Origin of the sequence: Cohnella nanjingensis, from assembly GCF_014212125.1 — a bacterium.
Lineage (GTDB): Bacteria > Bacillota > Bacilli > Paenibacillales > Paenibacillaceae > Cohnella > Cohnella nanjingensis.
On sequence record NZ_JACJVP010000001.1, the window covers coordinates 31,917 to 56,876 of the forward strand.

The 24,960-nt window shown below is 61.2% G+C and carries 26 protein-coding genes; 21 read left to right on the forward strand and 5 right to left on the reverse strand.

Going from position 1 to position 24,960, the window contains the following annotated elements; genetic code table 11:
• Positions 1–177: 177 nt before the first annotated feature.
• Positions 178–1,059 carry an aminoglycoside 6-adenylyltransferase gene (locus H7C19_RS00130; protein WP_185140534.1) on the reverse strand — a complete coding sequence of 294 codons (882 nt, stop codon included), beginning with the start codon at positions 1,057–1,059 and terminating at the stop codon, positions 178–180.
• Positions 1,060–1,250: 191 nt separating this feature from the next.
• Here H7C19_RS00130 and H7C19_RS00135 point away from each other — a divergent pair, with 191 nt between their 5' ends.
• Positions 1,251–3,308, forward strand: a complete 2,058-nt coding sequence (locus H7C19_RS00135) for a penicillin-binding transpeptidase domain-containing protein (RefSeq protein WP_313731232.1) — start codon at positions 1,251–1,253, stop codon at positions 3,306–3,308.
• Positions 3,309–3,348: 40 nt separating this feature from the next.
• Here the strand turns inward: H7C19_RS00135 and H7C19_RS00140 are convergent, their stop codons facing one another.
• Complete coding sequence (locus H7C19_RS00140) at positions 3,349–4,074, reverse strand: FHA domain-containing protein (RefSeq protein ID WP_185140535.1); 726 nt, start codon at positions 4,072–4,074, stop codon at positions 3,349–3,351.
• A gap of 23 nt (positions 4,075–4,097) precedes the next feature.
• Here H7C19_RS00140 and H7C19_RS34105 point away from each other — a divergent pair, with 23 nt between their 5' ends.
• From H7C19_RS34105 to H7C19_RS00155, 4 genes are read left to right on the forward strand one after another with little or no spacing between them, the layout of a single operon-like run.
• Positions 4,098–4,322 (forward strand): hypothetical protein, encoded by a 225-nt coding sequence (locus tag H7C19_RS34105; protein WP_221468968.1) that lies wholly within the window; start codon positions 4,098–4,100, stop codon positions 4,320–4,322.
• Positions 4,298–4,963: a GntR family transcriptional regulator gene (locus tag H7C19_RS00145; RefSeq protein WP_185140536.1), complete on the forward strand. Its 666-nt coding sequence runs from the start codon at positions 4,298–4,300 to the stop codon at positions 4,961–4,963. Before H7C19_RS34105 ends, H7C19_RS00145 begins: the two co-directional genes overlap by 25 nt.
• 7 nt (positions 4,964–4,970) lie before the next feature.
• On the forward strand, positions 4,971–5,948 hold the full coding sequence (locus H7C19_RS00150) for a sugar kinase (RefSeq protein ID WP_185140537.1): 978 nt from the start codon (positions 4,971–4,973) through the stop codon (positions 5,946–5,948).
• Positions 5,949–5,990: 42 nt separating this feature from the next.
• Positions 5,991–6,650, forward strand: coding sequence for a bifunctional 2-keto-4-hydroxyglutarate aldolase/2-keto-3-deoxy-6-phosphogluconate aldolase (locus H7C19_RS00155; protein ID WP_185140538.1), 660 nt, complete (start codon positions 5,991–5,993; stop codon positions 6,648–6,650).
• Positions 6,651–6,910: 260 nt separating this feature from the next.
• Here the strand turns inward: H7C19_RS00155 and H7C19_RS00160 are convergent, their stop codons facing one another.
• Positions 6,911–7,333 carry a GNAT family N-acetyltransferase gene (locus tag H7C19_RS00160; protein ID WP_185140539.1) on the reverse strand — a complete coding sequence of 141 codons (423 nt, stop codon included), beginning with the start codon at positions 7,331–7,333 and terminating at the stop codon, positions 6,911–6,913.
• 211 nt (positions 7,334–7,544) lie between these two features.
• On the opposite strand from H7C19_RS00160, the gene H7C19_RS00165 reads away from it, so the two are divergent.
• The 5 genes from H7C19_RS00165 to H7C19_RS00185 all read left to right on the forward strand — a co-directional run bounded on the left by H7C19_RS00165 (position 7,545) and on the right by H7C19_RS00185 (position 12,474).
• A complete protein-coding gene (locus H7C19_RS00165) occupies positions 7,545–8,267 on the forward strand; it encodes a TioE family transcriptional regulator (protein ID WP_185140540.1) in 723 nt (240 codons plus the stop codon).
• Between the two features lie 121 nt (positions 8,268–8,388).
• Positions 8,389–8,811 (forward strand): VOC family protein, encoded by a 423-nt coding sequence (locus H7C19_RS00170; RefSeq protein WP_185140541.1) that lies wholly within the window; start codon positions 8,389–8,391, stop codon positions 8,809–8,811.
• Entirely contained in the window at positions 8,808–9,278 is a 471-nt protein-coding gene (locus H7C19_RS00175; RefSeq protein WP_313731233.1) for an SRPBCC family protein, read from the forward strand. Before H7C19_RS00170 ends, H7C19_RS00175 begins: the two co-directional genes overlap by 4 nt.
• Before the next feature lie 304 nt (positions 9,279–9,582).
• A complete protein-coding gene (locus H7C19_RS00180; RefSeq protein ID WP_185140542.1) occupies positions 9,583–11,640 on the forward strand; it encodes a HelD family protein in 2,058 nt (685 codons plus the stop codon).
• Positions 11,641–11,775: 135 nt separating this feature from the next.
• A complete protein-coding gene (locus tag H7C19_RS00185) occupies positions 11,776–12,474 on the forward strand; it encodes a DUF7002 family protein (RefSeq protein WP_185140543.1) in 699 nt (232 codons plus the stop codon).
• A gap of 202 nt (positions 12,475–12,676) precedes the next feature.
• Here the strand turns inward: H7C19_RS00185 and H7C19_RS00190 are convergent, their stop codons facing one another.
• On the reverse strand, positions 12,677–13,102 hold the full coding sequence (locus H7C19_RS00190) for a VOC family protein (RefSeq protein WP_185140544.1): 426 nt from the start codon (positions 13,100–13,102) through the stop codon (positions 12,677–12,679).
• A gap of 227 nt (positions 13,103–13,329) precedes the next feature.
• Between H7C19_RS00190 and H7C19_RS00195 the strand changes: the two genes are divergently transcribed.
• From H7C19_RS00195 to H7C19_RS00235, 9 genes are all read left to right on the forward strand, one after another.
• Positions 13,330–14,016, forward strand: a complete 687-nt coding sequence (locus H7C19_RS00195; protein ID WP_185140545.1) for a FadR/GntR family transcriptional regulator — start codon at positions 13,330–13,332, stop codon at positions 14,014–14,016.
• Positions 14,017–14,124: 108 nt separating this feature from the next.
• Positions 14,125–15,498, forward strand: a complete 1,374-nt coding sequence (locus tag H7C19_RS00200; protein WP_185140546.1) for an acyclic terpene utilization AtuA family protein — start codon at positions 14,125–14,127, stop codon at positions 15,496–15,498.
• Entirely contained in the window at positions 15,495–15,806 is a 312-nt protein-coding gene (locus tag H7C19_RS00205; RefSeq protein WP_185140547.1) for a DUF4387 domain-containing protein, read from the forward strand. The genes H7C19_RS00200 and H7C19_RS00205 overlap by 4 nt, the downstream gene beginning before the upstream one ends.
• Before the next feature lie 14 nt (positions 15,807–15,820).
• Complete coding sequence (locus H7C19_RS00210; RefSeq protein ID WP_185140548.1) at positions 15,821–16,666, forward strand: helix-turn-helix transcriptional regulator; 846 nt, start codon at positions 15,821–15,823, stop codon at positions 16,664–16,666.
• A 182-nt stretch (positions 16,667–16,848) separates the two neighbouring features.
• A complete protein-coding gene (locus tag H7C19_RS00215) occupies positions 16,849–17,697 on the forward strand; it encodes an ABC transporter permease (RefSeq protein ID WP_185140965.1) in 849 nt (282 codons plus the stop codon).
• Between the two features lie 15 nt (positions 17,698–17,712).
• Positions 17,713–18,597, forward strand: a complete 885-nt coding sequence (locus H7C19_RS00220) for a carbohydrate ABC transporter permease (protein WP_185140549.1) — start codon at positions 17,713–17,715, stop codon at positions 18,595–18,597.
• A 30-nt stretch (positions 18,598–18,627) separates the two neighbouring features.
• The gene (locus tag H7C19_RS00225) at positions 18,628–20,115 is read left to right on the forward strand and encodes an extracellular solute-binding protein (protein ID WP_185140550.1); all 1,488 of its coding nucleotides are present in this window, start codon (positions 18,628–18,630) and stop codon (positions 20,113–20,115) included.
• Positions 20,116–20,183: 68 nt separating this feature from the next.
• Complete coding sequence (locus tag H7C19_RS00230; RefSeq protein ID WP_185140551.1) at positions 20,184–21,344, forward strand: ADP-ribosylglycohydrolase family protein; 1,161 nt, start codon at positions 20,184–20,186, stop codon at positions 21,342–21,344.
• 14 nt (positions 21,345–21,358) lie between these two features.
• A complete protein-coding gene (locus H7C19_RS00235) occupies positions 21,359–23,464 on the forward strand; it encodes an ADP-ribosylglycohydrolase family protein (RefSeq protein WP_185140552.1) in 2,106 nt (701 codons plus the stop codon).
• Between the two features lie 80 nt (positions 23,465–23,544).
• Here the strand turns inward: H7C19_RS00235 and H7C19_RS00240 are convergent, their stop codons facing one another.
• Complete coding sequence (locus H7C19_RS00240) at positions 23,545–24,249, reverse strand: DUF6199 family natural product biosynthesis protein (RefSeq protein WP_185140553.1); 705 nt, start codon at positions 24,247–24,249, stop codon at positions 23,545–23,547.
• Between the two features lie 79 nt (positions 24,250–24,328).
• Between H7C19_RS00240 and H7C19_RS35155 the strand changes: the two genes are divergently transcribed.
• Together H7C19_RS35155 and H7C19_RS00245 are read left to right on the forward strand one after the other, a co-directional pair.
• On the forward strand, positions 24,329–24,454 hold the full coding sequence (locus H7C19_RS35155; protein WP_281384771.1) for a hypothetical protein: 126 nt from the start codon (positions 24,329–24,331) through the stop codon (positions 24,452–24,454).
• Positions 24,455–24,710: 256 nt separating this feature from the next.
• On the forward strand, positions 24,711–24,887 hold the full coding sequence (locus tag H7C19_RS00245; protein WP_185140554.1) for a hypothetical protein: 177 nt from the start codon (positions 24,711–24,713) through the stop codon (positions 24,885–24,887).
• The last annotated feature ends 73 nt before the right edge of the window (positions 24,888–24,960 follow it).

Genomic DNA, 24,960 nt, shown 5'->3' on the forward strand with positions numbered 1-24,960 from the left:
GTGAACGATTCGGCGGTCCGAATGCGGCCCGGCGGCGAACTGGAAGATGGGAGGGGGTCAAACGTTGATGAGCTCCCGGAGCCGGAGATAACCGCATCTTGCGGTTAACGCGCGGGGATGAGGCTCTTGATGGCGTCATCCCTCGCGTCACCCATGCGGATGAGCGCGATGCGACGGCTAGAAGATCGCCTCGGCATCCGCAGGCAGCGCCCGAACGCGCGCCAGGTACTTCGTCATATTCGTATCGTCGTCCATGGGGTACGTATAACCGAAGCGCGCGGCGACTTCGATCGCCAACGATCGGAACAGCTCGCATGCCGCGAACACGCTGTCCCATACGCGGTCGGCCTCGCCATCCGAGTAGGTCGCTTTATAGCTCGCCCATTCTCCCTCGGTCAGACAGGTTTGAAAATACTTGCCCATTTTGCCCGCCGACACCTGGAAGTCTTGCCGGATGCCAATCCGCCACGCCACCATTTCGTCCAGATCGCGCCGGACGACCTGTTCGAACATCGACTTCGCGTAAGGCAGCTCGTTCCGCCAGAGCCCTTTCGCTACGTTCTGCAGACACCACCAAAAGTTGTTGCAGCAGCCTAAATATCGCGCTTCCGTCGGCGGCCGAACCCGATAGTCCGCGTCGGAAGACGGCGGCAGTACGGGCAGGCAAGCGTCCTTGTCGAGCAGGGGGACCGTGAGCGAATCCCAGCCGTATCCGTCCAGCATGGCGTCTCGGGTCTCGATGTGCAGATCGATGCGGTTCCCGTCCGCCAAGAGCATCAAATAGCCGTACGACCGTCCGAAGTCCGCTTCGCTTCCGGCATGTCCGTCGTTCTTGTCGGGCTCTTGGAGCATGAGCCGCTCTCCGAACGCGTCGATCCAACGCGCGTCCCGAAGGAAGGAATCGGTCTCCGTCACGACGAATACGATGTCATAGTCTTGGAAGAAGTCCCTCGGCGCGCGGGCATTCGTCCTGGAGCCGTTCATGTAGACCGCGCGGATCCGTTCGTCTGCACGGGCGACGCCTAGGATCGAATCGTACATTTCTTGCTCGGTTCGCATGATCCATCTCCTCCCTTTTTTCGCGGCCTTGCGATCCTACTATTATACAGGAGAAGGAGACGCCAAGGATCGGTCTATCAGGAACTTGTGAGGATTCTGCTATTGAACGCGGAAAAGGGGTCGTTCTATGATGGACGCACCGGATTCGCATCAGACGCAGAGAGAGGAATCGAACCCAAGGAGGGAGCCCGGTGAGAAAACGAATGCTGATCGTCGCGGTTGGCGTGCTTGCGCTCGTCCTGGTCGGATGCGACGAGAAAGAAAAGGAAAAGGAAAAAGAAGTTCGGCCCGGGGAGGTGTTCCAGGGCTATCTCGCCGATTGGCAAAGTTTAAATTACGCGAAGATGTACGATCGCTTGACGCCGGAGGCGCAAGCCAAGATCTCGCGGGAGGACTTCGTCAGCCGATATCAGAAAATCTACGACGGGATCGCAGCGAAAGGACTGGCCGTGAGCGACCGATCCGAGACGGTCGCCGAAGCCAGCTCGACGCCGGAGATCGCGGAGACCACCTTGAAGTACCAGGTCCGAATGGAGACGCAGGCGGGCCCGGTGCAATTCGATCACCAGGCGAAGCTCGTCCGCGTACAGCTCGGCGAGGAAGGACAGAAGAAAGAGAACGAATGGCGCATCGCATGGGACCCTTCCCTGATCTTCCCGCAGATGGCGGAAGGGGACAAGGTGCGCGTCCAGACGTCGAAGGGCGAGCGCGGCGAGATCGTGGACCGCAACGGCAAGGAGCTGGCCGTGAACGGCAAAGCGCTGCAGCTCGGCATCGTTCCGGGCAAGCTGGGCGACGCGGCGGACGGCACGCTCGCCAAGCTGGCCGAGAAGCTCCGGATCGACGTCGCGGATATCCAGAAGAAACTGAGCGCCAAATGGGTGAAGCCGGACCTGTTCGTGCCGATCGCGATGGCGCCGAACGACGATCCGAAGCCGTTCGCCGATCTGCCGGGCGTGCAATTCCAGTCGAAGCCGATCCGCCTCTATCCCTATGCGGAGGCGGCCGCGCATCTGACGGGATACATAGGCGAGATCAGCGCGGAACAGCTCGAGAAGCGCAAGGGTCAGGGCTACGCGGCCGGCGACCTGATCGGCAAGGCGGGACTGGAGCAAGTATTCGAGGACCGGCTGCGGGGCCATGGCGGCGTCCGCATCGCGATCGCGGATGCCGACGGCAGGGAGAAGGCGGTGCTGGCCGAGACGGAAGCCGCGCCGGGGGAGGCGATCAAGCTGACCGTCGATGCCGATCTGCAGGAGCGCATGTACGGCGAGCTGAAGACGGATTCCGCGTCCGCCGCGGCGATCCAGCCGCTGTCGGGCGAGATACTCGCGCTGATCAGCAGTCCGTCTTACGATCCGAACGCGTTCGTCCGCGGGTTGTCCGACGCGCAATACGCCGCCTGGAACGACGATCCTAGGCACCCCTTCCTGAATCGCTTTACGAAGGGCTACGCGCCGGGATCCGCGTTTAAGGTCGCGACGGCGGCGATCGGGCTGGATCTGGGCAAGCTCGACCCGGAAGAGAGCAAGACGATCGAGGGCTTGACCTGGACGAAGGACAAGTCGTGGGGCAGCTATTACGTCAAACGGGTACACGCGGTGAATCCCGTCAATCTGTCCAAGGCGCTCATCTTTTCGGACAACGTCTACTTCGCCCAAACCGCGCTCCAAGTGGGGAAAGAGGCGTTCGCCGAGGAGGCGGCCAAATTCGGCATCGGCGAGGCGCTCCCGCTGCCGTACCCGTTCAAGACGTCCCAACTGGCGAACGGCGGCATCCGGGGCGATATCCAGCTCGCGGATACGGGGTACGGCCAAGGGGAGCTGACGATGACGTCGCTGCATGTCGCGCTGGTATTCTCGGCGCTCGTGAACGAAGGAAACATCGCGTACCCGCTGCTGACGGAAGAGGATGCCGCCCAGCCGGCGCGCGTTTGGAAGTCGCAGGCGATGAAGCCCGAGACCGCGGACCTGCTGAAGCGGGATCTCGTCCAGGCGGTGAGCACGCCCGGCGGCGTCGGTCATGGCGCGTATATCCCGGGCGCCTCGATCGGCGGAAAGACGGGGACCGCGGAGATCAAGTTGACGAAGGACGGGCCCGGCACGGAGAACGGCTGGTTCGTCGGCTTCGACGCCGCCAAGCCCGATCTGCTCTTGGCGGTCATGGTCGAAGACGTGAAAGGCAGGGGAGGGAGCGCCTACGTTACGCCGAAGGTCAAGCGGATCTTCCAGCAATTCAAGCCGGAATAGCAGGCGGGAGCGGGTGGCGGATCGTCCCGGAATGCGCCGGTCAGCCTTCGCCGACGGGGGACGAAGCCGACTTCGCCGGTTCCGTTCGGGCCGCCAAGTCTTGAAGGATAAACCCTTTGCCCCGAATGCTCTCGATATGGAGGCGTTGGTTCGTCTTCTTGCGGATGCGGTAGAGCAGCGAGTGAACCTCTTCGGCGCTGACCGTTGACGCGTCCGGCGCGTCCGCCCGCTCGGGCCAGACGTGCCGGATAATCTCGTCCCGCGGGACGAACTGCTGCTCCTTGCCGACCAACAGCTCCAGGCAGCGGTATTCCTTGTCGGAGAGGGGGTAGGCTTCGTCGCCTACCTGCACGGACTGGCGAACCGGGTCTAGCGCGTACTCCCCGGACTGCACGAACGGCTGCGGGATCAAGGGCGCGAAGTCCATCGTCTCGTCCAGCCGGAAGGGAGAGAAGGTCAGAACGACCATCCCGCGGGCCAAGTCGATCCGGTCGGAGATCCGCAGCGCCGCAGGCCGGAAAGGCGTCAACGGATGGCCGTTGAGCGCCGTTCCGTGCTTGCTGTCCAGATCCGTGACGGTATACTCGCCGTTCTCGCGGCGAATCTCCGCTTGTTTGCGGGAGATATACACGTTGTCGAAGGCGATATGGGGTTCCCATTGTTCGTCGCGTCGACCCAGCAGGGTGCTGCCGGCTTCCAGCGGCAGGGGGGTCCCCCCTTCGTAGGGATAGCCTCGTTCGACGATTAAGCAGGGCGATCGATGCACGTTCGGTTGCCTCTTTTCTAGGTATGGATGTGTCCGGCGACTCTCATCCCGTACAGAATTGCGAAGCCGGGGTTGCTTCCTGCAAAATGGACGATGGAGAGGAGCGAAAAGTTACGTTCGCGTTGACGGAAGGCGCTTGCCTTGCTATCATCAACAATAACGATAAAATTATCGATAATTATATCGATAATAACGGCAAGGAGGAAACGCCATTCCCTATCGTTTGGACGAACGCGGGCAAACCTTAAGCGAGCAGGTGCATCTCGCGCTGCGGGAATCGATCGTCAGAGGCGAGCTCCCGCCGGGCCGCCGGCTGCTCGTCCTGGAGATCGCGAACGCGCTGGAGATCAGCCAGGCGCCGGTGCGGGAAGCGCTGGAGCGGCTGAAACAGGAAGGACTGCTCGACAGCAAAAGCAACAAGGGCTCGGTCGTCGCCGACATCCGCAAGGAAGAGATCGAAGAGATCTACGCTCTGCGGGAGCTGATAGAATGGCACGCCGTTCGGCAATGTCTGCCGATGCTACGGCAGTCCGACCTGGACGAACTCGACGCCATCTGCGAGCGCATGCGCAACGCGGCCGAATCGGACGACCATTTCCGCTTTATCGACCTGGATATGGACTTTCATCGGTTTTTCTTCGCCAAGGCGGGCAACCGAACGATCCTGCAATTGTGGGATCAGATCACCGTGAAGATCAAACGGTTTCTGGCGATCACGAACAAGCTGTATTTTCCGGATCTGCTCTCCATCGCCGAAGGCCATTCGCCCTTGATCGAAGCGCTCCGTGCCGGCGACGAGGCGGAGATCGAACGGCGCTTCATCCGGCATATCAACGAAGTCTGGTGGCGGATGGACAAGAGCAAGGACCTACAGAGGACGAGGAGGTAGCTGTCGAATGACCCCAAATCAAGGCAAGAGCGCATCGCCCGACCGCCCGGAGGTCGTCACGTTCGGCGAGACGATGGCGCTGCTCATCGGCGGATCTAAAGGGATCGAGCATAGCCCTAGCATGGAAAAGTCGTTCGGGGGCGCCGAGAGCAACGTCGCGATCGGGCTCGCCAGATTGGGCCATCGCGCCGGTTGGTTCGGCAAGCTGGGAGACGATCCGCTCGGCCGGTCGATCCTGAAGACGATCCGCGGCGAAGGCGTGGACGTCTCCCGCGCCGCGCTGACGGCGGAAGCCCCGACGGGCCTCATGCTGCGCGAGCAGCTCGCCGGCCGGACGTCGGTCTATTATTACCGCAAGCTGTCCGCGGCGAGCGGCATGCAGCCTAGCGATCTGGATGCCGACTACATCTCGCAGGCCAAGCTGCTGCACCTTACCGGGATTACGCCCGCCCTGAGCCCGAGCTGCCGCGCCACGGTCCTGGAGGCCGTCCGGATCGCCAAGGCGAGCGGGGTGCCCGTCCTTTTCGATCCGAATCTGCGTCTGAAGCTCTGGAGCCTGGACGAAGCCAGGAGCGTCCTGCTCCCGCTGGCGCGGGAGGCGGACTACTTCCTCCCCGGCCTGGACGAGCTGAAGCTGTTGTACGAGACGGAGGACTTCGAGACGATCGTGCAGCGGCTGCGCGAGCTGCCCGGCGTCTCGATCGTCAAAGGCGGCGACGAGGAGACGTACTACGTCGACCGGGAGCAAGTGACGGCGGTGCCGTACTTCAAAGCCCGCCAAGTCGTCGACCCGATCGGCGCGGGAGACGGGTTCTGCGCCGGCTTCCTCTCCGGGCTGCTGCGCGGCTGGGCGCCAGTCGAAGCGGTCCGGCTGGGCAATCTGGTCGGGTCCATGGTCGTCCAGGTCGAAGGGGATTGGGAAGGGCTGCCGACGGGGAGCGACGTGGACGCCCTGCTGGGCAAGCAAGCGCATATCGAGCGTTAAACGAACGCAAGCAACCGGATTCCGGATGGAGGAGAGATCGAGATGAAGAAGTTAAAGCTGGTCGAACGAATCGTAGAGCACGGCATCGTCGCGGTGCTTCGCGGCAAGGACGCGAACGAAGTGGCCGAGATGGCGGAGCAGGCGATCGCCGGGGGGATCAAGGTCATCGAAGTGACGATGACGGTGCCGTCGGCGCTGAAGGCCATCGAGCGGCTGGCCGCCAAGTACGACAGCCGGACGAGCGACCCGGACCGGTTCGCGGTCATCGGCGTCGGCACGGTCCTCGACCCGGAGACGGCGCGGGCCGCCATCCTGAGCGGCGCCGAGTTCGTCGTCGGCCCGTCGCTGAATCCGGCTACGGTCGCCCTCTGCAACCGGTATCGGGTCCCGATCATGCCGGGCGTCATGACGATCAAGGAGATTCAGGAGGCGCTGGAGCTAGGCGTCGATATCGTGAAGTTGTTCCCGAGCAGCTCGCCGTCCATGATCAAGGCGATCAAAGGTCCGCTGCCGCAAGCGAACCTGATGCCGACGGGCGGGGTGACGCTGGACAACCTGGGCGAGTGGATCTCGGCCGGCGCGGTCGCCGTCGGCATCGGCTCCGACCTGACGAACGAAGCCGTGCGCGTCGGGGATCTGCGTCGGATCGCGGATCGCGCCGCGTTATACGTGGAGGCGTTCCGGGCGGCGCGCGGCCGCTAGCGGCGACAAACCGGCAGCCGATCCGGCTTGCCGGCCCTATAAGCAGGAGCGAAGCGCTCCTGGCGCATCGAGACGCCGAGAAGGGCTGTCCCGGAAGGTCCGAACGGACCGGAGGGGGCAGCCCCTCTGCGTGATTCTGCAGCAGGATTCATTTGCCGGACCCCGAAGGGCCCGTCAGCACGCCAGCCGGTGCATGGGGATGCGCAACGTCACGTTCTTCAGGTTGTTCTCCCGCACGCCGCGAATTTCGATCCAAGAATTCAAGGGCCGACTTCCTTTTGCGTTTTTTGGCGAGACATGCCGTACAAGTCGGGATACACGAGCTTGAAGCCATGCTTCTGATACAGCGGGATGGAAGCGACGTCCGCCATCGTCGTTACGGCGGCGCCTTCTGGCGCATGCCGGTCGAGATAGGAGAGGAGCGCCTGCATCAGCCATTCTTCGACGCCTTGGCCTTGGCGGGACGGATGAACGGCAAGGTCCACGATCTGGAAATAACAGCCGCCGTCGCCGACGATGCGGCCCATCCCGATCGGCGACGCATCGACGTCCCGGACGACGACCGAGCAGAGCGAGCGGTCGAGCGCGGCCTCGGCGGCCGTTCGGTCCGGGGATCGCTGGCCGGCGGCGTTTTTCAGTGCGATCCATTCATCGGCTTGCGGTATTTCGTGCGCTATTTTCATTCGGATCTCCTTTCCCGGTTCGGGGCTGTCAAATGAAGTTCAAACCTTATCTTACAACACTCATGCAAGTGCAAATGTTTCGCTTCCCTAATTGCATGAATTCGGTGACAACCCGAGTATAGCACTTTAGGGTTTTGCTCTAGCGTTTGTAGGATTCGGGCGGTTCGGGTATAGTGTAGATCGAACGATAGCATACGGAGGGCGAATAGAGATGCGTTACTACAAGCCGATCGAGATCGCCAGAGCATTGAATATTAGCACGAGCGCGCTGCGTCATTACGAATCCTGGGACATCGTCCCGATTCCCGAGCGCGGAGAGAACGGCTACCGCCTCTATACGCACGTTCACCTGGCATACTTCCGCTGCCTCCGCGCCTTGTTCGCCGGATTCGGCGTCTCGGTCGCGAGCCAGGTGCTTCGCCTTCTCCGCGACTCGGATCTGGACGCCGCGCTGTGGCTCGTGAACCGGGAGCAGGCGCAGCTCCACCACGAGAAGCAGGTCGCCGACCAGACGCTGGCGCTGCTGCGGGATCCGGAGCTGCCGCTCGCGCCGAACAAGAAGCTGAAGAGCCGCATGTCGATCGGCGAAGTCGCCGCGCTGACCGACGTCCAAGCTTCGGCGATCCGCCATTGGGAGAAGGAAGGACTCCTCCGGCCGGACCGCGATCCCGAGAACGGCTACCGCCTGTTCACGCCGACGCACGTTCGGCAGATTCTGCTGATCCGCACGCTGCGCCGAACCGTCTATTTCCTCGATCGCATGAAGGAGATCGTGCAGTCGGTCGATCATCATAGCTTCGAGAAAGCAAGGAAAGTATACGAAGACGCGCTGCTCAGCATTCACGAGCGCAACCGGCGGCAGTACGAAGGCGCGTATCAGATGGTCGAGCTATGCCGGACGATCGGGCTCTGGCAGCGGCCGCCCGTCTGTTGAATTCGCCGGACGAGGCCATCCGGTCGGCCATCGGAGAGAGGCAACTCCGCAATCGGGAAGAAACGAACCGCGGACAATCTGGTACTCTTAGGAAGAGAATGCAAGACGAGGAGGAAGAGCGATGTCCAAAGCATTGTGGTTGAATCTTCCCGTGCGGGACTTGGAGGCGTCGAGAGCGTTCTATGCCTCGCTGGGATTCCGGATTCACGACAACCATCCGGACCCGGGTTCGGTCGCGCTCACGGTCGGCGAGCCGGGCGTCACGGTCATGCTGTTCCCGGTCCAGACGTTCGAGCGCTTCGCGGGAATCGCCGCCGCGGATACCGGCCGAGGCGCCGAGGTCTTGGTGTCCGTAGGCGCGGACAGCCGGGAGGAAGTAGACGCCTTGGCGGCGAAGGCCGAACGGGCCGGCGGCCAGGTGTACGGTCGACCCGGCAGCCCCGACGGCTGGATGTACGGGTGCGGCTTCGCCGATCCGGACGGTCACCGCTGGAACGTCTTGTACATGGATCCGGCGCAGGCGCCGGGAGGCGGGGCCAAGTGAGCACCACCCTCAAGCAGAAGCCCGTCGCGCAGGCAAGCATGCTGATTCGCCGTTCGGCTCGAGAAGTGTACGAAGCGATCGTCGATCCGGCGATCACCACCTTGTTCTGGTTTACGAAGAGCAGCGGGAGACTCGAGGCGGACGCTAACATCCGTTGGGATTGGGAGATGTACGGGGTCGGAACGGACGTGCGCGTGCTGGAGCTCGAGCCGGAGAAGCGCATCGTCTTCGAATGGTCGGCGCCAGCGGCCACCCGGGTCGAATGGACGTTGACGCCGCATGGCGATATCGGCGCCTACGTTGAAGTAGTCGAGTCCGGCTTCCATGGCGACGGAGACGCGCTCGTGCACCAGGCGCTCGATTCGACCGGCGGCTTCACGATGGTGCTCTGCGCCATGAAGGCATGGCTGGAGCATGGCATCGTCCTGCATGTCGTAGCGGACAAGGCCCCTCCGCAAGACGGTTGACCTGCGGCAAAAGCGGGCGGTTGCGCTCGGACGGCGACGTCTTCAAGGGGAGGCTGTTGCTCCTCGAGCGGGCAGGACGAATGGCCGCCACTTCCCGATAAACAGCAAAAAAGGCCATCAAGAATCGCTTCTTGACGGCCTTTTTGCTATGGATATAGGTAGATCATTTAGTGTCCGTTTCGGGGCGTAGATTATCTTTAGAATAACGCAACGGAAAGAAAAAGTCTATTCTTTTTTGGCGATCTCTCTTATATTGAGGGAGCCGCACCGCGGGCGGCGCATCGATCTGAAGGAGGTTTGCCGGATGTTCAACGAGAGCGAGGCCGACGAGAAACGCTATTTGCAATGGCTATTGGCCCGGCTTCAACGGGCGCTGAACCGGATGGAGGAGCGGCTGTCCGCCGCGTCCCGCGACGTGCTCGACGCCAAGCGATACCTGTGGCAGAACGCGGCGATGCTGGATCCCGCGGAGCGGGCGGCGCAGCGCGTCGAAGTGTCGTCGATGATCGATATCGGAGAGAAAAACGCGGCGACCCGCGATAAACTCCGCAAGCTGGCGCAATCGCCCTTTTTCGGGAGAGTGGACTTCCGGACGGAGGACCGGACGGACGCCGAAGCCTACTATATCGGCGTTCATTCCTTCGCGGACGAAGCCAGCCAGGAGAATCTGATCTACGATTGGCGAACGCCGGTCGCCAGCCTGTTCTACGATTACGGAGTAGGTCCGGCCGCCTTCTCCGCGCCGATGGGGCGCGTGGAAGGCGAGGTCACCCGCAAGCGCCAATACAAGATCGCAAGCGGCGAGATGGCCTATATGATCGAGAGCGCGATCACCATCAACGACGACGTCCTGCAAAAAGAGCTCAGCGCCGCGTCCGACGAAAAAATGAAAAACATCGTCGCCACCATTCAGCAAGAGCAAAACGCAATCATCCGCAACGAATCCGCCAATGAACTCCTCATCCAAGGAGCGGCAGGATCGGGCAAGACGTCGGTGGCGCTGCACCGGGTCGCCTTTCTGCTATACCGCTTCAAAGAGCGTCTCTCCTCGCGGCATATTCTCATCCTCTCCCCGAACAAGGTGTTCGCCGATTATATCTCGAACGTGCTGCCGGAGCTTGGCGAGGAGCCGATCCTGGAGATGGGCATGGACGACTTGGCCGCGCAGGCGCTGGCGGGGGTTTGCGGCTTTCAACGGTTCCATCGGCAGGTCGCGGAGCTCTTGGAGGGCGAAGACGATGCGCTGGCCGCGCGCATCGCGCACAAGGCGTCGATCGCGTTCGTCCGGGAACTGGACGCCTTCCTCGCACAGGCGGAAGAGGTGTATTTCGAGGCGAAAGACGTCGTCGTCGATGGGGTGAAGCTGGACCGGGAAGACTTGATCGCGCGCTACCGCGCGCTTCGGAGCATGCCGGTCCTGCCGCGCCTGGACAAGATGGCCGCCGCGATCGCCGGCAGCGCCAGGGACGAGGAGGGCGACAAGCCGTCTGCGGCGACGTCGCGGCGCATTCTAGCGGAAGTGAGGAAGATGTTCAAATACCGGGACGCGCTGTCGCTGTATGGCGAATTCTATCGCGCGACCGGCAAGCCCGGGCTGTTCCGTCTCCGGTCCGGCAAGACGGCGGAATACGCGGACGCCTTTCCCTTGGCGTACGTGAAGATGTATCTCGAAGGCGCCGAGCCCTACGCATTCGTCAAGCATCTCCTCGTCGACGAGATGCAGGATTATACGCCCATTCAGTATGCCGTCCTGGCGAAGCTGTTCCCGTGCAAGAAAACGATCCTCGGGGACGGCAACCAATCCGTCAACCCGTATTCCTCTTCGTCGCTGGCGCTCATCCGACAGATCTTCCCCCGCGCGGAGACGGTCGAGTTGTTCAAGAGCTACCGGTCCACGCTGGAGATCTCGCGGTTCGCGCAGCGCCTGAAGCGCAACGACAAGTTGATCCCGATCGAACGCCATGGCGATGAGCCGTCGATCGTCGCCTGCGTCGACCCCGCCGGCGAAGAGGCGACGATTCGCGGCTTGATCGCCGCGTTCGAGTCGTCGGAGCAGCGCTCGCTCGGCGTCGTCTGCAAAACCCAATCGCAAGCGGACGCCTGGCATGCGCGCCTGAAGGACGCCTGGCCGGAGATCGACCTGCTGAGCTTCGACAGCGAGCGATATCGCGACGGCATCTGCATCGCGCCCGCCCATCTGGCCAAAGGGCTGGAGTTCGACATGGTCGTCGTGCCGTCCGCGGACGCCCGCGTATATCGGACGGAGTTGGACAAGAGCCTGCTCTATATCGCATGCACCCGCGCCATGCACAAGTTGACGCTCACCTATTGCGGGGAGCTTACGCCGTTCCTGGCTAGATAGGGGCGCGTTAACGGGCCGGGGTGCTCGCCTCGCGATCGGCGGCGCGCGTCTTGCCGACTGCCGATCCGGCCATACTGACAAAGACGAGGACAAGCGGGGCGAGGACGAACGAACCCCGGATCGGGAGGATCGGGCATGGAGCATCGCCGAGCGGAGGCCGTCGTAGCCGACGTCACGCGCGCGAAGGGACGCAAGACGCTGTACCATTTCACGAGGGGGACGAACTTGCCGGCGATGGCGCGGCGGGACGCGCTCCTGTCCAGCTACACCCTGTATCCGCACGAAGCGGGCGTGCGCCGCGAGAAGCCGCTGGTGCTGCGCGATCCCGAATGCCGGGCGACGCTCAACGCGCACTTGCGCATCCCGGAGCACATGATCGAAGCGGGCTATACGTTGGCGGAGTTCCGGGCGAGTCTCGACCGCCATGTCTTCTTCTGGCCGACGGTACGCGACTGCCGCAAGATGTGGGAGACCTATAGCAAGCGGGAGCCGGAGGAGACGTTCGCGATCCTCGCCTGCGATGCGCATGCGCTGCTGCTGAACCACTACCGCGCGGCGAAGCTGTCCAAGTACGATTCAGGAAGCGCGCCTCGATTCCCGCATCTGTGCACGTACAAGAAGAGTCCGGATATGTTTCTGCCGCTAAGCGAATTCGGCTGCGTCCTTCAATCGAACGTGCCGGGGAAAGCGTCTGAAATCCGGGAGTTTCTCGTTGAAGATAAGATAATTAATCTCGTTAAGTATATGCAAGCCGTCTATGTAACAGATTTTCGGATCGTGCCCGAAAATTGGCGTGCCTTGGCGAAGCCGGTTGAGACGCTGTGGGGACGATAGGCGAACCGTTCGGCATTTGAAAACCGCTTGTGAACGGGCATTAATTAACCGTATTAAGTATTGGCAAACCGGCTGTGTCGCGGATCTCAAAGCCGCATCAGGAAGTAGACGATGATTCGTCAAGCGATCGAAGGAATGCGGGGGAACGGTGCAAGACGAAAAAGCGTTGCGCGGAAGGGATCCGCGCAACGCTTTTTGACGTTTATGACTCTCCGTTATCCAAATTGAATTGCCATCCGATGCCGAATTTGTCGGTTGCTTGGCCGTAGCACTTGCTCCAAGGCGTCTCCTGGAGTTCCATCAGGACGGAGCCGCCTTCCTTGAGTTTGTGGAACGCGTTCCGCAGCGCCGCCTCGTCCTTGGTCACGTAGGAGATCGTAATGTTGTTGCCGGGCTTGTACTCCATCATGCCCGGGAAGACGTCGGAGAACATCAGGTCGCTGCCTTCGATGTTCAGCTTCGCATGCATGACGAGATCTTCGGTGCCGGGCGGCAGGGGGTGCGCCGGATCCGCCGGCATCGAGCCGAAGGTCATGATGACCGGGTCCGCGATACCGAAAGCTTGGGCATAGAAATGCACGACCTCGCGCGTGTTGCCGTCAAAATTCAAATAGGCGTTGAGTGGCAATCGATTCACTCCTCGAAGGGGATTGTCTTGCTACTCCGAATTCTAACAAATCGCGGCGCAAAAGGCAAACAAGTGTTCCTAAACGGTGCGAAGCCGGTCGAAGTTCCAAGCGTTCCGCCGAAAATAAAGCGTTGACACCGCTCGCATCGGTGAATACGATGAAGGTGCGGATAATTGGATCATCCAATTATAACGACTTGCCATGCATGGACGGAAAGGTACGGCCTATGACGATCAAAAAAATCAAGTACCACCGGGTTTACGAAGACGTGATCGAGCAGATCGAGCACCTCATCTCGGAAGGCAATCTGGCCCCGGGCGCCGTCCTGCCGACGGAACGGGAGCTGGCGCAGGCGTTCGGCATCAGCCGCGGCACGCTGCGGGAAGCGTTCCGCATCTTGGAGCGGGAGGGGCTGATCGAGACGCGCCCGGGCGGCGGACGGTACCTGAGCAAGAACGTGAACCAAGCGGAGGACCGGAAGCGCATCCTCGAGAACATCGAGCGGGCAACGATCATCGAATTGCTGGAAGCCCGCGAGATCTTCGAGACCGGGATCGTGGAGCTGGCCGCCCGGCGGGCGTCGGAGCAGGATCTGCTGGAGATTGAAAGCGCTCTAGAACGGTGGGGGACGATCGATCGGGAGTCGGACGATCCGGCGAATCCGGACCAGTCGTTCCACCTGTCGATCGCGAAGGCGACGCGCAACGTGGTGCTGGTGAACCTGATCGACCTTCATATGGACCTGCTGCAGAAGACGATGAAGAAGACGGCGGCGATCCCGGGACGCAAAGCGGAGGCGTACAAGGAGCATGCCGACATCCTGGCCGCGATCCAAGCGAAGGATCCGGCGAAGGCCAAGGCGGCGCTGCTCTTCCATCTCGGCCAAGTGAAGCGCAACATCCTTATGCGTTAAGCAAGCGGAAGAGCGACAGACACCCTCTCGCCTACAATTGGATCATCCAATTACCCAAATTTTGCCGCAGCGAATGCGACTTCGCAAAACGCGGTTCGGAGGCAACAGATGACGAAGGAATCATTCCAAATATTGGCCCCCTGCGGGATGCTGGGGTACGGTTTTCCGAAAGCGTCGTTCCTGCAAGGCATGGCGCACAAACCCGACGCGATCGTCGTCGACGCCGGCTCGACGGACGCGGGGCCTCACAAGCTGGGAGCGGGGACGGCGATCGTGAGCAAGCAAGCCTGCAAGAAGGACCTCGAGATCATCCTAACGGAAGGCGTCCGGGCAAAGATCCCGGTCCTCATCGGGTCGGCCGGGGGGAGCGGCGCCAGGGTCCACGTGGAATGGACGCGGGACATCGTGATGGAGATTGTGCGGGAGCAGGGGATTCGCGGCGTCCGCGTCGCGCTCATCTGGGCGGATATCCCGCCGGAGATCGTGGAGGCCAGTCTGGCCGCGGGGCGGTGCGAGCCGCTGGGACTCGCGGTCCCGACTTTGACGCCGGCGCGCCTCGCCGCGACGAACCGCATCGTGGCCCAGATGGGGCACGAGCCGATCGTCGAAGCGCTGGCAGCGGGGGCTGACATCGTCATTTGCGGCAGGGCATACGACCCGTCTCCGTTCGCCGCGCCCGCCATCTATCGCGGCTTCGATGCCGCGCTAGCCTATCATCTGGGCAAGATTCTGGAGTGCGCGGCGCTCTCGGCGGAGCCCGGCACCACGAAGGACTGCATGCTCGGCACGCTAAAGCGGGATTCGTTCATCGTGCAGCCGTTGAACGCGGCCCGCCGGTGCACGAGCGTATCCGTCGCGGCCCATACCTTTTACGAGAAGGATCATCCGTACATCCTGCACGGTCCGGGACTCGTGCTCAATCTGGCGGAATGCACGTTCGCCGAGCGGGGCGACGGCAGCGTCGAGGTGCGCGGCAGCCGGATCGAACGGACGGCGGTCTACAAGGTCAAGCTGGAAGGCGCGATGCACGCGGCTTATCGGACGTTCGTCGTCGCCGGCGTGCGCGACCCGCTCCTGATCTCGCGGATCGAGGAGGTGGAGCGGCTCGTCGAACAGCAGGTGAGGGAGTACTACGCGGAGATTCCGCCGGAGGACTACCGCATTCACTTCATCAATTACGGCTTGAACGGAGTCATGGGAGAGCTGGAGCCGAATCGCGCGCCCGCGCACGAACTGGGCATCGTCTTCGAGGTCGTCGCGAAGACGCAGGAGCTGGCGAACGGCATCTGCGGCACGGTGCGCTCGACGTTCCTTCACTTCGGGTACGAGGGCCGCAAGGCGACGGCCGGGAATCTCGCGTTCCCGTTCGCGCCGAGCGACGTGCCGTTCGGCGCGGTGTACGAATTCTCCGTTTACCACCTCATGGAGGTAGACGACGGCCTGTCGCTTTTCCCCATCACCTACGAGGAGGTGCAGCCATGAGGTTGTACGAAGCGGCATCGGTGCTGCGCAGCAAGAACAGCGGACCGTTCGAGATTACGATCGACGTGCTGTTCGACGACCCGGCGATCTACTACAAGATCAAGGACGAGGGGTTGATCGACCGCCCGCTCGTCTCCCGGCTCTACGGCATTCCGGAAGCGCACATTACGCATCTCGTCTTCTTCGATCCCGCGCTCGGCTTCAAGATCACGTTCGCGCGGCAGGTGTCCTCCGGCGCGTTCCTCGACCGCGACGTGTACGGAGCCCAGCAGCACGCGCCGCTCCTGGAGCTGGAACTGAATCTGTGACGGAGGTGCCGAGCATGAAGCGGGACTATCAGTTGAACAAGGACTTTCCCATTCAAATGACCTGTTGGGTGCCGAGCTCCAAGCTCGCGCCGTTCCACTGGCATCATTCCTTCGAGATCGGCTATTGCCTGGAGGGCGAAGGGCAGTTCTACTTCGAGGACAAGAGGTACGACGTCCGCGCCGGCGACGTCTTCGTCGTCGGCAACATGGAGAAGCACCGGGCGGTGTCCGATCCGGCGCGCCCCAGCCGGTTCTACTTCGTCAAATTCGACGCTTCGCTCATCGGCTCCGCCGACAACGAGCTGCTCGTCCCGTTCCTCATGAAGACGCCCCAGTTCGTCAACAAGATCGGCGGCGGGCTGCCGGCCGCCATCGCCATCGGGCGGCTCATGCACGGCATCTGGGAGGAGCTCCAGGCGGAGGAACGCGCCCATCGGAGCATGATCAAAGGGCTGCTGATGCAGGCGTGCACGCGCCTGGTGCGGCACTACGCGACGGCGCTGTCGCCGGAGGAGTGGGCCAGATCCCTGCAGGCTTACAAGAAGTTAAGCCCGGCGCTGGATTGCATCCATGCGCGCTATCACGAGCATATCCAGTTGAAGGACATCGCCGCCTCCCTGTCGCTCAGCACGTCCCGGACGTATCACCTGTTCAAAGAAACGATGGGCGAAGGCTTCAAGGATTACTTGACGAAGATTCGCGTCCACGAGGCGAAGAAAGGACTCGCGGATCCGAACCTGTCGATCACGGACATCTACTTGTCCTGCGGCTTCCAAGGGCACGCGGCCTTTTACAGAGCCTTCCAGCAGATCGTGGGATTAACCCCCAAAGCTTACCGGCAATACGTCATGACGAAGTGACGATAGCTGTTTTCGAGAAGAAATAGACCGTTAACGAGAAGATAAAGCGGACGAAAAGAATTAAGATCGAAGTGTTCGGTAATCGCTTACATGAACGCGGTTCTCGCAGCGGAGAGGGGAACGACCCATTGATTGGAAACGGCAAGCTGAGAAAAATATGGACGGACAAAGCGCTGTATCTGATGCTGCTGCCGTGCATCGCCTACTTCGTCATCTTCCATGTATGGCCCATCGCGGGCATGAAGCTGGCGTTCTACGACTACCGCATCATCGGCAACGACGTGTACGTCGGATTCAAATATTTCAAGGAACTGTTCGGCACGCCGATCTTCGGCCAGGTGCTGCGCAACACGTTGATCATCAGCGCCATGAAGATGGTCTTGATCTTCCCGATCCCGATCCTGTTCGCGCTGATGCTGAACGAGTTCGCCAACGGCAAATTCCGCAAAGCCGTGCAGATCGTCTCGTATCTGCCGCACTTCCTGTCCTGGGTCGTCATCGCGGGCATCTGGTTCGAATTCCTGTCGCCGACCACGGGCGCCGTCAACGAGCTGCTGAAGCTGTTCGGCTTCCACGCCCAAGACTTCCTTACGGACAAAGACAGCATCCGCTGGGTGCTGCTGGCGAGCGAAGCCTGGCGCAGCATGGGGTGGGATTCGATCATCTTCCTCGCGGCGATCATGGGCGTGAGCCCGAGCCTCTACGAGGCCGCCCACCTGGACGGCGCGAACCGTTGGCAGATCGTGACGCGGATCGTGCTCCCGCATCTGTACATTCCGATGGTGACGATCTTCATCCTGAACGTCGGGTTCATCATGAACGCGGGTCTCGACCAGGTGCTCAACTTCGCCAACAGCTCCGTCAACAGCCGGATCGATATCATCGATACGTACGTGTACCGGATGGGGCTGCTCAACAATCAATATTCGTTCGCGACGGCCGCCAACCTGTTCAAGAGCTTCATCGGTCTCGTGCTCGTGCTCTCCACCCATTTTCTCTCGAAGCGATTGACTTCCAAAGGCGCATGGTAGGAAGGAGGCAGCGGCATGCCGGCTAGAAGAATCACCTGGTCCAAGGCGCTCATCGCGCTGTTCCTGTCCCTCGTCACGCTGACGATGTTCATCCCGATCGTCAATCTGATCGCCAGGGCGCTCTCAAACCCCGGGCAAGTCCATCTGCTGCGCGGATACGAGCTCTGGCCGCGAGGCTTCTCGCTCATCAACTTCCAGGTCGTGCTCGGCAATCCGATCGTCGGCCGGGCGCTGCTCAATTCGCTGTTCATCACGATCGCGGGCACGGTCCTGAGCCTTCTCTTCACCTCGATCGCCGCCTACGTGCTCGTGCAGAAAAATCTCGTCGGCAAAACGCCGATCATGATCTTCCTCATTATCATCATGATCTTCGAGCCGGGCATCGTGCAGGAATACATGGTCGTCAAGGATATCCACCTGCTGGACAGTTTGTGGGCGATGGTGCTGTACCGGATGATCAACGTGTATTACCTGATCATCATGATGCGCTTCCTGGAGGACATCCCGGATTCCTTGACCGAAGCGGCCAAGATCGACGGCGCCGGACACCTGACGTTATATACGCGAATCGTGGTGCCGCTCTCCCGCATTCCGCTCGTCACGATCGGCATGTTCTACGCCGTGGCGAAATGGAACGAGTTCTTCAAGTCCAGCATCTTCCTGTCCAGCCCGAAAAACACGGTGCTGCAGGTGCTCCTAAGACAGTTCGTCGTGGAGCAGGATACCACGGCGCTGGTCGGCGCGAGCGATCTGCTCAAGAACAACAACATCGCCCAACTGGACTTCTCCGCTTTGAAGGCTGCGACGATCGTGGTCGCCATGGTTCCGATTCTGATGCTCTATCCGGTCATCCTCAAGCACTACACCCGGGGAGTCATGGATGGCGGCGTGAAAGAATAAAGCGTTCAACCAAAAGGGAGGAACACCGAAATGAGAAAAACATTCGCGATCCTGATGGCCGCCAGCCTCATCGCGGCTACCGCTGCCTGCAGCAACGGCAACGGCGGCGGCAGCGCCGACCCGGCCGCCAGTCCGTCCGGGAGCGCCGCCGCTTCGTCCCCGGCGTCGGCCGAGCCGGTCACCATCACCATCGTCGACAAAGACCTGCCGGCCGACGACCCGCTGCTCAAAGGCATCGAAGAGGGCATGAAGGCCGAAGGCAAAAACGTGAAGCTGCAGCTCGTGCCGGTGCAGAGCGGGACCTACTCCGAGAAGCTCGGTCTCCTGCTTCAGAGCGGCAACATCCCGGACTTGATCTACTTCCAGGGCGGGGACTACCAGTTCGCGATTACGCAGGGCATCCTCGAGGATCTGACGCCGTATATCGAGAAATCGACGTATGTCAAAGCTTCCATGAATCCGTACAACCAGAAGCGCACGAGCCATTATCCGTATCTCGTCTGGCTGTCTCCGACGAGCAGCAAGGTGCCGGTCGCGCGGCAGGATTGGCTCGACGCGACGACTTCGGGCAAGGAGCTGCTGGCGAATCCGACGCCCGACAACTATTATGCCTTCTTCAAGGAGATCAAGGAAAAGAAAGGCGCCGCCTACGGCTACACCACCGCGGGCACGCTGGACGAACTCGATACGACCTTCGGCCAGGCGTTCGGCTTGACGGCCACCTGGATCAAAGGCGCGGACGGCAAATACGCGTTCGGAAAGACGACCTCGTTCGAGAAGGATAAGCTGGAATATTACGCCAAGCTGTACAAGGACGGCCTGCTCGATCCGGAATTCCTGACGAAAAAGTGGGATACGAAGGAGAAGGCGTTCTACGACGGCCAAGCGGCGGTTATCGCCGGCACGCAAGGCAAGACGATCGATATCTACAACACGAAGATGACTTCGCAGAACGGCGCGGGCGCCAAGATCGCGGCGCTCCCTCCGGCCAAGGGCGTCGCCCAAGGCTACACGCCGATCGACGTCAGCAAGGAAAGCCGCGGCTTCGCCATCGGCAAGACGTCGAAGAACAAGGAGATGGCCTTCGCCGTCCTCGAATATCTCGCGAGTCCGAAGGGCCAAATGCTCGACAAGCTGGGCGTCGAAGGCACGCAGTATCAGATCGTGGACAACAAGATCAAGCTGACGGACAAATTCGCCGAATGGTACCCGCGGTTCGTCGAGTCGACCGTGAACTTCAAGCCGGAGCAACAATTCGATCCTTCGACCCCGTACTTGTCGGAACCTGCGACGAAGTCGCTCGAGATGATGGCCGCGATGTCCTCCGAGGACAACAGCTTCATCATCCCGGCGGATCTCGCGGCGAAGTGGGACGCTTGTACCGCGCTGTACAACGAGTTCGCGGCGAACATGGTCACCGGCAAGAAGACGGCCGCGGACTGGGATCAGTTCGTGAAGGATTGGAACGCGGCTGGCGGCAAAGACATCACGGATTACGCCAATCAAACGATCAAGTAACGCTTAAGACGCAGACGGAGTGCGGAGCGGAAGCCCCGCGCTCCCCGCTTGGAGGGGAGAGGAGCATCATGATATCATTCGCGGATCGGGTGAGCGGCGTTCTCTACGGGACGGCCTTCGGCGACGCGATGGGGGCGGTCGTGGAGAAGATGACCCACGCCCAGATCAAGGAGCGGTATGGCCGCGTCGAGACGACGAGGACGAAGTGGTGGAAAGCGGATTGGCCGGAAGCCGACCGGTACGGCAGAGTGAGAGGCGAGGGCATCGTGACGGACGATACGCTGATGACGCTCGCGCTGATGCAGGTCTACTGCATCGAGCGGCGCCATCTGGACGCGTACGACATGGCGAACGAGCTCGTCAAGGAGATCGCGTTCCGTCCCCGCTTCATCCCGGAGTTCGGCCGGGAGGCGCTCATTCTGGAACGGTTGTTCTATCCCGAGAAGCATATCTTCAACCGCCATGCGCTCGCGAACTGCGATCCCCGGGAAGGCGGATACGGCAATATGGTCAACTGCGGCGCGGCCATGTACATCGCTCCCGTCGGCGTCGTGAACGCCGGCAATCCCAAAGGGGCTTACGACGAAGCGATTCTGTTCGCGTCCGGCCATCAAGTCAGCTATGGGCTGGAGGCGGCGGGCGTGCTGGCCTGCTGCGTCGCCCAAGCATTCGAGCCCGGGGCGACGGTCGACGATATCGTCGGCACGGCGCTGCGCTTCGCCAAAGACGGCACGAAGCGGGCGATTGCGGACATCTGCGAGCAAGCTTGGGCCTTGCGGGCCGACCGGCAGGATCGGGAGCGGATCGTGGAGGCTTTCCATGCGGCGATCGCGCCTTACTCGCCGATGGGCAACGACGTGAACCGGAGCGCAGACAAGCTCGGAATTCCCTCGAACCACTATACGCCGAGCCGGTTGTTCTCGATCGAAGAACTGCCGATGGCGCTCGCGTATATCGTCCTGCACGAAGGGGATTTGCTGGAAGCGGTGCGCGACGGCGTCAGTTCGGGCCGGGACTCCGATTCGATCGGGGTCATGATCGGCGCCATCCTGGGCGCGATGCAAGGCGTCGGGGCGATCCCGGCGGACGAGATCGCCGTATTGGAAGCGGCGAACCGACAGGGATTCGCGGCGCAGTCGGACCGATTCGCCGAAGCGGCGGCGGCCATCCTCAAGGAAGACCTGTCATTCCAAGCGCGAAGACAACGGCAGCTGCTGCCGATCTTATAAAGGCGGTGTACATGATGATTCCAACCAATTATGTGGAAAAGGTATACGCGGGCTATCTGGGCATGAACATCGGCATTCGCCTTGGCGCGCCGGTCGAGCCGACGATCTGGACGTACGAGCGCATCCGCCGGACGTACGGCGACATTACCGGCTACGTCAAGGAATTCAAGAACTTCGCGGCCGACGACGACGCGAACGGGCCCTATTACTTCCTGCGCGCGCTCTATGACGATGCGGCGGACCGCGACGTCACTCCAAACGACGTCGCCCGCGCATGGCTGAACTACGCCCGCGAAGGGGTCGGCATGTTCTGGTGGGGCGGCTACGGCGTCAGCACCGAACATACGGCATACGTCAACTTGAAGAACGGCATCTCCGCGCCGCGCTCCGGATCGATCGCGCAGAACGGGCGGGTCATCGCCGAGCAGATCGGCGGACAGATCTTCATCGACACGTGGGGACTCGTGAATCCCGGCAATCCGGCGAAGGCGGCCGACTTCGGGGAAGCGGCCGCGCGCGTCTCGCACGACGGGGAAGGCGTGCTGGGCGCCCGCTTCTTCTGCGCGGCGATCGCCCGGGCGTTCGAAACCTCGGACATTCGCGTTATTCTGGACGCGGCGTTGGCCCAGATCCCGGCAGATTCGCTATACGCGCGGGTCGCGAGAGCGGTATTGGCGTTCCACGCCGAGCATCCGGACGACTTCCGGGCTTGCCGCGAGATGCTGGAGCGGGACTGGGGCTACGACAAGTACAAAGGCGTGTGCCACATCATTCCGAATGCGGGCGTATGCGTGCTCGCCATGATCTACGGCCAGGGCGACTTCAACCGCACCGTCGAGATCGCGACGATGTGCGGCTGGGATACGGATTGCAACGCAGGCAACGTCGGCACGGTGCTGGGCGTGGCGGCCGGATTGGAGGGGATCGCGGACAAATACCGCCGGCCGATCAATGACGGGATCGTCATGTCGGGCATCTCCGGCTACCTCAACATTCTGGATCTGCCTTCCTATGCGAAGGAGCTGGCGATCCTGGGCTATCGCCTGGCGAAGGAGCCCTGCCCCGCGGCGCTATCGGACAGCTTCAGGGAGAACGAAGTCTACTTCGACTTCGAGCTGCCGGGATCGACGCACAACATTCGGGTGTCCGATCCGTTCTTCTGCCAGGCGCGGCACTCCGCGGAGAAGGCGCACTCGGGAACCGGCTCCCTCGAGATCGTCTTCGACCGCATGACCCGCGGCGAGATGTCCAAAGTCTACTACAAGCCGTTCTATACGCGGGCCGACTTCAGCGACGAACGGTATTCCCCGACCTTCGCGCCTCGGGCCTACGCCGGCCAGAAGGTGAGCATGGCGATCTATCTCGACCAATGGAGCGGCAACGAGACGATGGGCGTCGCGCCGTACGTCCGGCTGGCCAAGAGCCGGAAAGAGCTCGTCCAGGGTTACCTCAAGCTCGTGGATCAGCAATGGCTGCAAGTGGAGTTCGAGATTCCGGATACCGGCGGCGACCTCGTCGACGAAGTCGGGATCGTGCTGGAAGCGTACTCGACGCGCAAGCCGAAGAGTCTCGGCCGCGTCTTCCTCGACGACTTCCGCATCTACGGCAAGTCGGACTATACGATCGACTTCGCCAAGCAATCGACCGACTTCGGCTGCGTGACGCCGTTCGCCCACAATCACGGCGCATGGAGCCTGGCGGACGGTGCGATGTATCTCATGACGGCCGAGCCCAGCGAGGCCTACGCGGGCAACTACTTCGCCAAGGACTATGCCGTCTCGGTGAAGCTGAATCCGCAGAGCGGGGATTCGCACCTCGTCGCCATTCGCGCGCAAGGAGCTATGCGAGGCTACCATGCGGGCTTCGACGGTTCGGACCGGGTCGCGCTGTACTTGAACGACTTCGGCTATACGAAGCTCGCGGAAGCCAGCTGCCCTTGGCGGTTGGATCAAGAATACGAGCTCGAGCTCACCGCCCAAGGCGATACGCTCACGCTGTCCGTCAACGGCGAACAAGCGCTGCGGCATCGGGACGCTACTTGGGGATACGGGATGTACGGCGTGAGCACGCGGGGCGCGGCTAGAACGTATTACCGCGGCGTTCGGGTAACGGAGTTGTAAAGAGGAATAGCCCGGTCGGCCGAGAGGCTGACCGGGCTTTTTGATGTACGGCCGCGATGCGGCAGGGAAAGGGGGAGGGATCAGTAGGCTTGGAAGGCGACCCAGACCGCGCCAAACATGACTAGAATGCCGCCGACCTTGCACATGAAGTAATAGAATTCGCTCGGTTCGGGATCTTCCACCCAAATCCATTTCAGCGAGAGCCAGAAAGTGACGTCTTGGAATTTGCGGTAGCGATAACTGCACCAGCCGTAAATCAATAAGCCCAAGGCAAGGAACAGGAAGCCGGGAACGCCCGGCTTCTCATGATATTCCGGATAAGCGGCCGTTACGAGTGCGGCGGGGGAATACGCCTCTTCGTCATCGCCCTTCACGCTCTGACCGTTGACGGATACGGTGAATGGGAGATAGAGATCGCCCTTCGCGTCATAGCTGAGGAGAAGGCGAGACTGATCCTGGACTTCGTATCGGCGGCCGTTCGGATAGGTCACGCTGTACTTGATGTTGTAAGGATCGCTGTTCTTCGCGATGACATGTTCCTGTCGGTCGATGATAACGGTTCGGGACGGCCCGTCGATGCGCACTTGAACGGGGCTGGCCGACCCGCTGCGGTAAGCGACGAGAGCGCCCTGATCGCGATCCAATGCGTATTTGTGCCCATCGATATAGAAGACAGGCTCCGTGAAGTAAGGCTCGGAGAGGATCCCGACGAGCGCGGACACGACGATCACGCAGGCAAAGAAGAGGAAGCTCGGGGACGCCATTTTCTTGAATACGGTCGCCATCTTAATACATCCATTCTTCATCAAGTTATACATTAGTACGCTAGTGGAAGGAGACGGTTGCGTTCGGCAATGATCGTTCGTGAACAGGTCGCAAGCGCAGTTCGGGCGGATTCGAATCGTCGCCGTCATTCCCCCGCTGCTTATTTTCTTCTTCGCGCAGAAATACTTCATTCAAGGCATCGTAATCTCGGGATCCAAAGGATAAGCGGCGACGGTGCGTTAGGCCGTTTCAAAAGCCCGTACGGCGAATAGGCTGTACGGGCTTTTGCGCGTCTGCAGAAAGGCAGGGGCAGCCGTTCGAAATGCCGCAAAAGCGACAATGATCGAGGCGAACATGACGAGGGCGTTGCCCGGGGCGCCGCGCGAGAGGACTGCCCATTTATGCCGGGTTGGGCTAGTATATAAGTAAGTTCCGGCAAGGCGTCATATGTTGGGATTAACTCAATTTATGGGGTGTTGCTGTGGCCAAAAAGAAAACCGGCGCGCTACTTGACGAACTATCCTCCATAGATTTAGCCGAGATCGGCTTAACCTTGAACCTCATCGGGGATCTGTTCGGATATTTGTCGATCGTCAAAGCGAAAGAAGATGCGTTCTTGATGGAGCAAGCGAGAACGTCGAATAAAAAGGAGAAATGACTGCTGCGAGCACTGCGCCTAGAAACCCGCGTCGACGGACGACGGGTTTTTTTGCGCATATCGGAAAGGATGA